Annotated in this window: 7 protein-coding genes; 4 read left to right on the top strand and 3 right to left on the bottom strand. The window is 49.5% G+C overall.

Annotated features, from left to right (window positions below; genetic code table 11):
• Positions 1-2,046 (top strand): iron uptake porin (locus QUB61_RS36355; protein ID WP_333190375.1); only part of this gene is annotated, 2,046 nt, incomplete at its 5' end.
• A gap of 166 nt (positions 2,047-2,212) precedes the next feature.
• On the opposite strand, the gene QUB61_RS36350 is transcribed toward QUB61_RS36355, so the two are convergent.
• Both QUB61_RS36350 and QUB61_RS36345 read right to left on the bottom strand, forming a co-directional pair.
• On the bottom strand, positions 2,213-3,466 hold the full coding sequence (locus QUB61_RS36350; protein ID WP_333134601.1) for an FIST N-terminal domain-containing protein: 1,254 nt from the start codon (positions 3,464-3,466) through the stop codon (positions 2,213-2,215).
• A 252-nt stretch (positions 3,467-3,718) separates the two neighbouring features.
• Complete coding sequence (locus QUB61_RS36345; protein ID WP_333134599.1) at positions 3,719-3,904, bottom strand: hypothetical protein; 186 nt, start codon at positions 3,902-3,904, stop codon at positions 3,719-3,721.
• A 305-nt stretch (positions 3,905-4,209) separates the two neighbouring features.
• On the opposite strand from QUB61_RS36345, the gene QUB61_RS36340 reads away from it, so the two are divergent.
• The 3 genes from QUB61_RS36340 (at position 4,210) to QUB61_RS36330 (ending at position 7,191) form a co-directional block, all read left to right on the top strand.
• A complete protein-coding gene (locus QUB61_RS36340) occupies positions 4,210-4,446 on the top strand; it encodes a Calvin cycle protein CP12 (RefSeq protein WP_333134597.1) in 237 nt (78 codons plus the stop codon).
• A gap of 399 nt (positions 4,447-4,845) precedes the next feature.
• Complete coding sequence (locus QUB61_RS36335; RefSeq protein WP_333134595.1) at positions 4,846-5,466, top strand: DUF3177 family protein; 621 nt, start codon at positions 4,846-4,848, stop codon at positions 5,464-5,466.
• A gap of 270 nt (positions 5,467-5,736) precedes the next feature.
• Positions 5,737-7,191 carry a hypothetical protein gene (locus tag QUB61_RS36330; RefSeq protein ID WP_333134592.1) on the top strand — a complete coding sequence of 485 codons (1,455 nt, stop codon included), beginning with the start codon at positions 5,737-5,739 and terminating at the stop codon, positions 7,189-7,191.
• A gap of 745 nt (positions 7,192-7,936) precedes the next feature.
• Here QUB61_RS36330 and QUB61_RS36325 read toward each other — a convergent pair.
• A partial coding sequence (locus QUB61_RS36325) for a hypothetical protein (RefSeq protein WP_333134590.1) occupies positions 7,937-8,129 on the bottom strand: 193 nt, incomplete at its 5' end.

The following is an 8,129-nucleotide window of genomic DNA, read 5'->3' as shown; positions in this document are numbered from 1 at the left end:
TCCCCGGCAATTCTGGGTATATCATCAGTCGTCAGTGCCGCTGCGATCGCCGCAGAAGCTCCAGCAACCGCTGAAGCAAACCAGCTAGCTACAGCTCAGTCATCTGAGTCAAAAATTGCAGAAATAGGTGGAGAACCAGGTGGAGAACCAGTTGCAGAACCAGTCGCAGCAGCTCCTGCGACCCCAGAAAAGCTGGCTTTAAACAACAGCGCCCCGTCAGCTCAAACCCCGGTAGCCAACTCCGCAGACGCTGAAAAACTGGCAAAAATTGAACCAGACACCAGCGCAGCAGCACTGCAAACCACAGGGAGCGACATCGAGTCAGCAGCCCCAAGCGCTCCCGCCAGCACAGCAGCAGCGACTGAACCCCTGGCAGCAGCAGACACAGCCGAACCGGCTCCCCAAGCATCAGACAAGGCAGTGCAAAGCACCCAGACTGAGGTTGCTGGGAAAATTGAAGTGCCAGCAGTCGCCAGCACCCCAGCTACTACCCCAGCTACTACTAAGGTAGATAAGGTAGAAATTGCTCAGACTTCCCCTGCTGGAATGGGCGGCCCGATCGTCCCTGTCGCTCCCCAAGCGCTGCCGGCCCAACAGTCCGGAGCCATGTCCCAGGTGACATCGGTCTCTCAACTCTCCGACGTGCGGCCGACAGATTGGGCATTCCAAGCCCTGCAATCCCTAGTCGAACGCTACGGTTGTATCGTAGGCTATCCCGACGGCACCTACCGCGGGAACCGCGCCCTGACTCGCTACGAATTTGCAGCCGGCGTCAACGCTTGCTTAGACAAAATAACCCAGCTAATTGGGTCAACAGGTAACTTGGTCACCAGAGACGACTTAGCCATCCTGCAACGCCTGCAAGAAGAATTTGCAGCCGAACTGGCTACCCTGCGCGGACGAGTAGACGGCCTAGAAGCCCGCACCGCAGAACTCGAAGCCAATCAGTTCTCCACCACAACCAAATTGGCTGGAGAAGCCATTTTTGCCCTCAGCGACACCTTCGTCGGAGATGGTATCGACTTTGACGACGACCAAGACGACACGGTCACCAACCTCGGCTACCGGGTGCGGTTGAACTTGAACACCAGCTTCACCGGTCGAGACTTGCTCAAAACCCGCTTGCAAGCAGTCAACGTCGCCCGCTACGACAGAGCCACGGCTACCGGTACCAACATGGCTCGCTTGGCCTTTGACGGCGAGGAGGGCAGCCAAATCACACTAGACGAACTGTACTATCGTTTCCCGATCGGTGGCGCTACAGTCTTTGTCGGTCCTAAAGGACTTGACCTCGATGAAATTGCAGACACGGTAACACCCTTTAACTCTACGGGTACTGGTGCAATTTCCAGATTTGGAGTTCGTAACCCGGCCGTATTCCGCGGGCCGCAGGGATCTGGCGCAAGTTTGACTTTCAACTTGGGCAGCCTCCGAGCTACCGCGGGCTATCTCGCCGGCGACAGCGATGCTCCCAACCCCGCAGAGGGCAGGGGCGTTTTCAACGGTTCTTTCAGCGCTCTAGGTCAGGTCGGCTTTTTTAGCAGACCGTTTGATTTGGCCTTCACTTACACCCGCAAATACAATCGGGCAGGCGATGTTAACGTCATGGGCGGCACCGGCAGTTCTTTGGCGAATCAGCCCTTCGGTCTAGCACCCACTGAATCAGATAACTATGGCGTGCAAGTTAACTTCAAACCCAGCCGTAGCTTTCAGATTGGCGGTTGGTACGGTTATACGAAGGCTCAGCAACTGCGGGGCGGCAACAATGACGCTACTATCCAGAATGGTGCTATCACTTTGGCCCTGGCAGATTTTGGTCGGCAAGGCAACCTCCTCGGCTTCGTCTTCGGTGTACCGCCAAAAGTTACTGAGAGTGATGTCGCCAGAAACCGCAACACCTCTTATCACTTAGAGGGTTTCTATCGCTTCCAAGTCAATGACTTTATCTCAGTGACACCGGGCGTTTACGTAATTATGAATCCCGAACACAACAACAGAAACGACGATATCTGGGTCGGACTCCTGCGTACAACCTTTAGTTTCTAAGGTTCCCAAATATCTACTCACACCTAAAAGCGGCAGGCGACTGCCGCTTTTAGCTATTGCCGATCGATCGATTTTAGATTTTAGATTTTAGATTTTAGATTCTTAACAGTTAACAGTTAACAGTCAACAGTCAACAGTCAACAGTCAACAGTTAACAGTTCACAAATTATGAATTTTGGCGACAAATCCCGAATACCGAGGTGTAGCCGTGCAGAAATGTGCTGCCGCCGACGGGGCCGATTTCGCCGTTGCAGAAAAAGCCGCTCAGGGGGATGTTTTTGAGGTATCGGCCGAACAGTCGGGAGTCAAAGTTCGACTGGCCGTAAAGCCCTTCGCCGCGCCCCAGACAAGAGAACATTAAGGCGCCTGCGCTAGATGTACCGCTGTACTCGGCAGCCCGCTGATAGCGATCGAGCAGCATCTCTAGGTCTTCTGCGGAGGTGCGCGCGTCCCGCAGGTGAAATTGGATGCGCTGTCCGGGACGGACTCGATCGCCGATCGCAATCGCCCCCACTTTCGGATCTACTCCCAACAGATTGCGGATTAAAAAATCTCCCGGCTCTAATTTCAGCTTGAATTCATCGCTGACTAAGCCTACAAATAACGAGTGCTGGGCTAATTCTCGGTCTTCTTCGCTCAAAGTTTGAACTAACTCTCGCAGGGCCTCTAAGGGCGATCGCTCGATGCCCCCGCTGCCGCTATCGTCGGTTTGTTCTTCGAGCTTCAGCAAAATATTCCGCTCTCCTTCCGTCACCCGATAAGGGTGCCCGATCGGCCTGCAGCCTTGAGCTACGATCGTTTCCAAAACTATATTGCCGCTCAAAGCTACCCCAACCGTCCCTTCTCGGTAAAGCTGATAGTCGCAAAACAGCGCCGCGCCCCTGCCCGCACCGTCCCCGCCGGCGAGCCCCCCTACCTTCGCCGCACCCGGATAGGCATAATCGAGCCCTTGCAGCAAATCGTTAATTTTTGCGGAAAAGGGGTCGGCCAAGATGATGAACTGCGGTTCTTCCAGGGCCGGGACGCCCAAGAGATCCACCCAAGTATCCGGGGGACTGTCTAAGTCCGGCAGTTCTTCTGCACCAACGTGAAAAGTTCTGACGTTCACTCCCGGCAAGCGTGCCAGACTCAGGCTGACTGCCGGAGCTCCCTCGACTTCTTCGGTGAGGCCGCCCCGGTTCGTGCCGATGACTCCTCCCCCGCCACAGCCCAGGATCGCGGGCACTGGCAGCAGTTCTCGGAGTAAAGGCATCAGCCGAGAATACTCGCTGGCAAAGGCAGACGAGATAAATATCAGCCCTAAATCGGCCCGGCCTCCTAGGTCGCGATCGGCTTGTTCTACAACTTCTTTGAGCGCTGATTCCAAAGACGGACGGGTTGATAAAGCGCTGACCCACTGCATTTGGTTTTGGCTGTACATAAGGCGAACTTCTCTATAAAACTATCTCTATACATTAGGCTAACCGGAACAGGCCCCTGGGGGGACGGTATTCTTGGGCGATCGATTCCCCCTCGATCGCCGTTCTTGTGTTAACATAAGTTAACATGAGAGTCTGTTTAATCTGTTAAGTGTTAAATGCCGTGTTCAGCTAGATCTTAAAAGATAAAGCTCAATACAGTTTGACACACCAACCTCGTGTAATGTTTTCATCAAAAGTAAGGTCCGCTCGACCTACATTGATGCCTGTGGACTAGAACCCGCCGACGGGCTAGAGTAAAGCAGGGAGTAGAGACCGCTGCTGCGATCTCCGTTATGGATGGTTTCTATCTGGGCTGCTGCAACAGCAGCGCATCTCAAGCTATTATTAGCTGGGGTCGCCAGACCGAAACTGCAAATCCAACCCAAACTAACATCCACAAAGAAAACCTTTCTTACTTAATAAGGTCAAGGACCCAGGTCTAAAGACACGCTAGGTTCTAGCCTTTGACTTAAACCACAGTTGATCGGCCTAAGACTTTAGAGGTCTACGTTTTTTGAGTTATGACACCAAGCGGATGCGATCGCTAATCTCTTGCTCTGTCGTTAACGGTTAAACATCTTTATTTGGGTTAAGGATGTGCCGTTAGCCCAACCAGCTCACTAAACAAAGGCGCGTCCTAACATTACCTAGAAATAGGTCGGGGACAACCATATTCTCCTACACTTTCATACCAACAAGCTTTATGACAACAACACCCTCCGCCAACATCCAAGAAAAAATTCAAGAAGAACTAGAAAGCGCTCGTACCGTCTGTGACCTCAAGGGCGCCACTTCCGGGGAATGCGCCGCCGCGTGGGACGCAGTTGAAGAACTGCAAGCAGAAGCTTCCCACCAAAAGCAAGTCAAACCTCAGAATTCTTTTGAAAGATATTGCGACGACAATCCTGACGCTGCTGAATGCCGCATCTACGAGGAATAAACGAGCCATTTAGCTCTCTGCCGAACCTCCCGCGCCGAAATCTAACTTTTGGCGCGGGAGAATTTTATTTTATGGGTTGAGCCTTTAGGTAATGGCGAGATTTGCCCTCTATCCCAATACGGTTCAAATCAGCCAGCTTCCCGGTAGCCCCCCTTGGGGGACAAGAATTTGCTCTGGCATCGCCCAAGGTTCGGGGGATGCTGCAAGGGAGATCCGACGAATAAACAGTTTTAACCCAAGGGTATTGTCGTCTATCGTGTCTCAAGTACCTTTCAAAGCGCGCCAAGTACCTTAGAAAATGTAGCAGTAACAAAACCTTAAGACCGTGTTCAGGTTACTGATTTTTTAGCATTTTTGTAGTAGAATTTGTCACAAATAAGTGAGTATATTTTCCCAAAGATGTTCAGTCTTTTATTGGCAGCCACCGGGCCTTGGTTTCAACCGCTAGTCTGGATGGATTACCGGTTGTCTGTGTTATTTACAATTTCGATCCCGCTGGTAGTGCTGATTTGGGCTGTTGTTGCAAAAGCTGAGGCGATCGTCCGTTTGTCGATTATTTATTGGCGGGTGGCGAGTTTGCTGGCAATTACAGTTTACCTGATGATCGCTGCGCTGCCTGTGAGCTTTGTGTCGTCGGTGATTGCGAGGGCCTTAATTCCTGCTTGTCTGTGGTTTTGGGAGGATTTAAACGAAGAAATTGCCGATCGACCGCAGTCGCCCCTGAAACTGGCTTTTACAGCTTGGCGGTGGGCGATTACTGTTTACAGCAGTTTGGGCGCTCTAGCTCAACTTCCCTTCTTAAGCTGTGCCTTTAAATCTCAAATTCAGGTAATTGACGAACCTTTTTGCCGGGTTTGGTTAGACCCACCTTGGCTGTACAAACAAATGTTTCACCCTACGGCCAACCCTCAATTTTTGGGGTTGTTGGGTCTGATAGGTTTAGCAATTTATGTAATTTACTTGTCATACTTTGTGCTAATTCGACTGGGGAAACAGGGTAGGTCAGCTACCGGAAATTAAGTGGCTTTTAAGTAAGTATTTGCCTTCTCAATTCCCGCTAAAGTCTTCAACAAAAAGCTCAAAAATTCCAACTCAAAAAAGCCGGGGCGCATCTACAAAAGAATCAAACTAACAGCAGGGTGGCTGACGTCACCCCGCCCAAAAACCGATACAAGCCCCCGACTCCTGTCGTGGAGATATAAAAATTTTAGACTAAGGTTCAAGCTTCCAGATTCATCTGTGGAGTAAATCTAAAATCTAAAATCTAAAATCTAAAATCGACTGACAGTAATGTTATTGGGAAAGACTGTGATGGATAGCAAACAAGCCTACTTACAGTGCTTAGAAAAGCTGATTTGGGCGCTCGATCGCCTGGAAGCAAAAGTCGAACCAAGTGAACTCGCTCGGATTGCCGAACTGATTGTTCAGCCGATGATGGGGCCCTGGCGGTTTTTTCACACTCCCGAACATATTTTTGATGTCGGGGGAAATGAAGACGCGATCGAGGTTTTGGCAGCTTTATTTCACGATACCGTCTACGTGCAAGTCGATCGCAGCATTAACTTTAACGTCAGCTACTACATCACTCCAGTTGCAAAAGAGGTTAACAAACAGCTACAAATTCGGGATAAATCTGAACTGTCTGCGGATGCTACCTTCGAGATGGTAATGCTGGTATTCAACTTTGAACCGGGCGAAGTCCTCAATCCTTTCTCCGGACAAAACGAATTTCTCAGCGCTTTGGTAGCAGCAAAAGCTCTCGAACCATTTCTCAAACGCGAGCAATTGCTTCAAATTGCAGGCTGCATTGAAGCAACAATTCCGTTTCGCGCCGCCGAGTCCGGAGTAACGGTAAGCCAGCGCCTTTATGACCGCTTGCAAGCAATAAATAGTCTGTTTAACCTCAGTTTGACAGACGAGCAAATGCGGGAAACGGTGAAAAAATCTGTGGGAATTTCTAACCGGGATGTGAGGAGTTTTGCTCACCCGAGTGCAGCCCATTTTTTGGCAAATACCTGGAATTTACTGCCGGAAACCAATCATAATCTCATCTGCTGCGGTTTTTTCACGATTCGCGACTACCGAGTTGCTTTGCTGAAGATGGAAGGTTTTCTGAATTATCTCAAGCCAGAGATGATTTTCCGGCAGTTTGAGGGATATCCAGACGATCGCACATATCAGCGCTGGGAAACTACTGCTAAGTCCAATCTCGAAATTGCGAAGCTTTATTTGGGGTGCAAACTGCCTGCTCTAGCCCTGCTAGAAGCTCTTTCTTCGGATTTGGGGATTGAGGTTTCTCTGGCGATGATGATGGGAGGAATGCCGGATAAAACTGCTAACTGCGTGCGCCTGGAAAGCTTTTTTCCAGAAATAGAGAAACCTTACAAACCTAAAATTAGTTTAGAAGCGGAAGTATTGAATTTATTAGAAAATGGGCGGGCTAAAACCACTTCTATAACCGATTTGGAGATATCGCCCCTGACAACGTTTGTGGTAAAAATTGTTGGGTTTGACGAAATGCGCTATCAGTGCGCTCGAGCTAAGGAATTTTTTAGACAAAATCTAAATGCCGACGACTTTATTTCCGGCTTTAACCCCATAGTTACAGAAATTGTCATTGATTCAATTCTCAAGTTGTTTGACAGCCGCAAATCTACTATCTACCGATACTACGATATCACTTCTAAATTAAAGTCCCAACCCCAGACCAATTTTCCCGATCGCCATTTTCGATCAAATGGTTGACTCGCTTTAAATACAGTATTGTTACCTCGTCTAGAGAAACGACCGTTACTCAGCTTATCAAAAATTTGGGTTTAAAACCCTGTCCTTCTAGGACAGCTTTAATTTCTTAAAACTTTTTTCAAAAAGTCCGCTAAGTTCCGATATCTGGGGTATAGTATAAAAGTCAAGGTCAAATTCGCAATGCCCTCGTGAAACAGGACATGAGACACACTTTTAGGCACAAACCGGGGGACAGCCGCGAAAACTCTTTAAACAGCTAGAGGCTGAATTCAGTAAGCCTTAAACCAGTCAAAACAAACTATTTTTAGGATTGTTAAGTAGGGTAGGGCATACCCAAACTCTAGATAAGTATTCTAGTACGCTTTTGGAGACAGACCCGCGCTTGGTGGCTGCTTTCTCAGGCTCGTTAATTGGTAGGATTCTACGGTTGAAAAGTCTGAGTATTGCCTTTCATGACGCAACACTTAAAGGTTAGTCGCTGAATTAAGAATCCCCGCACCTTGATAGTCGGGGAGTGTCAAACAAGAGTGGATCGATCCATTACACCGCGACAAGATTGATTGACTCGCAAACCTACGTCAATCCGCCTATCCATCCCGCCACCAACAGCCGTACAGGTATCCTGTGGGGCTTCCGGCAAAGATGCTAAAACTTGATACAGCAGATTTCAACTGAGTGAAGTACATTCACCCCACGCGCCCTATCGGCCCCTCCCCGAACTTGGGGGAGGGTAGGAGGGCTGTACTCAATTTAGATGCAAAGCGCTGTAAAAACAGGTTTTAGGTGTCTTAAATTCGTGACGGCGATCGTGTTCTAAACGCAGTTTAAAATCCCGCTGATTTTGTAACTTCAATTCCCTGACTAAGGAATGAGAATTAAATAACTTCCACAAGTTTGTGGGATGGGCGTCCCGCCCGTCCTTTTTGGACGGGCGGGAC

Origin of the sequence: Microcoleus sp. C2D2, assembly GCF_036702495.1 — a bacterium.
Lineage (GTDB): Bacteria > Cyanobacteriota > Cyanobacteriia > Cyanobacteriales > Microcoleaceae > Microcoleus.
The sequence above is the reverse complement of the archived record's forward strand: the minus strand, read 5'-3'. Positions and strand labels throughout refer to the sequence as shown.

What these genes read in the sequence shown, in the direction of transcription:
- QUB61_RS36350 (WP_333134601.1), bottom strand. Translation starts at nt 3,466, where the DNA reads ATGTACAGCCAAAACCAAATGCAGTGGGTCAGCGCTTTATCAACCCGT.
- QUB61_RS36340 (WP_333134597.1), top strand. Translation starts at nt 4,210, where the DNA reads ATGACAACAACACCCTCCGCCAACATCCAAGAAAAAATTCAAGAAGAA.
- QUB61_RS36335 (WP_333134595.1), top strand. Translation starts at nt 4,846, where the DNA reads ATGTTCAGTCTTTTATTGGCAGCCACCGGGCCTTGGTTTCAACCGCTA.
- QUB61_RS36330 (WP_333134592.1), top strand. Translation starts at nt 5,737, where the DNA reads ATGTTATTGGGAAAGACTGTGATGGATAGCAAACAAGCCTACTTACAG.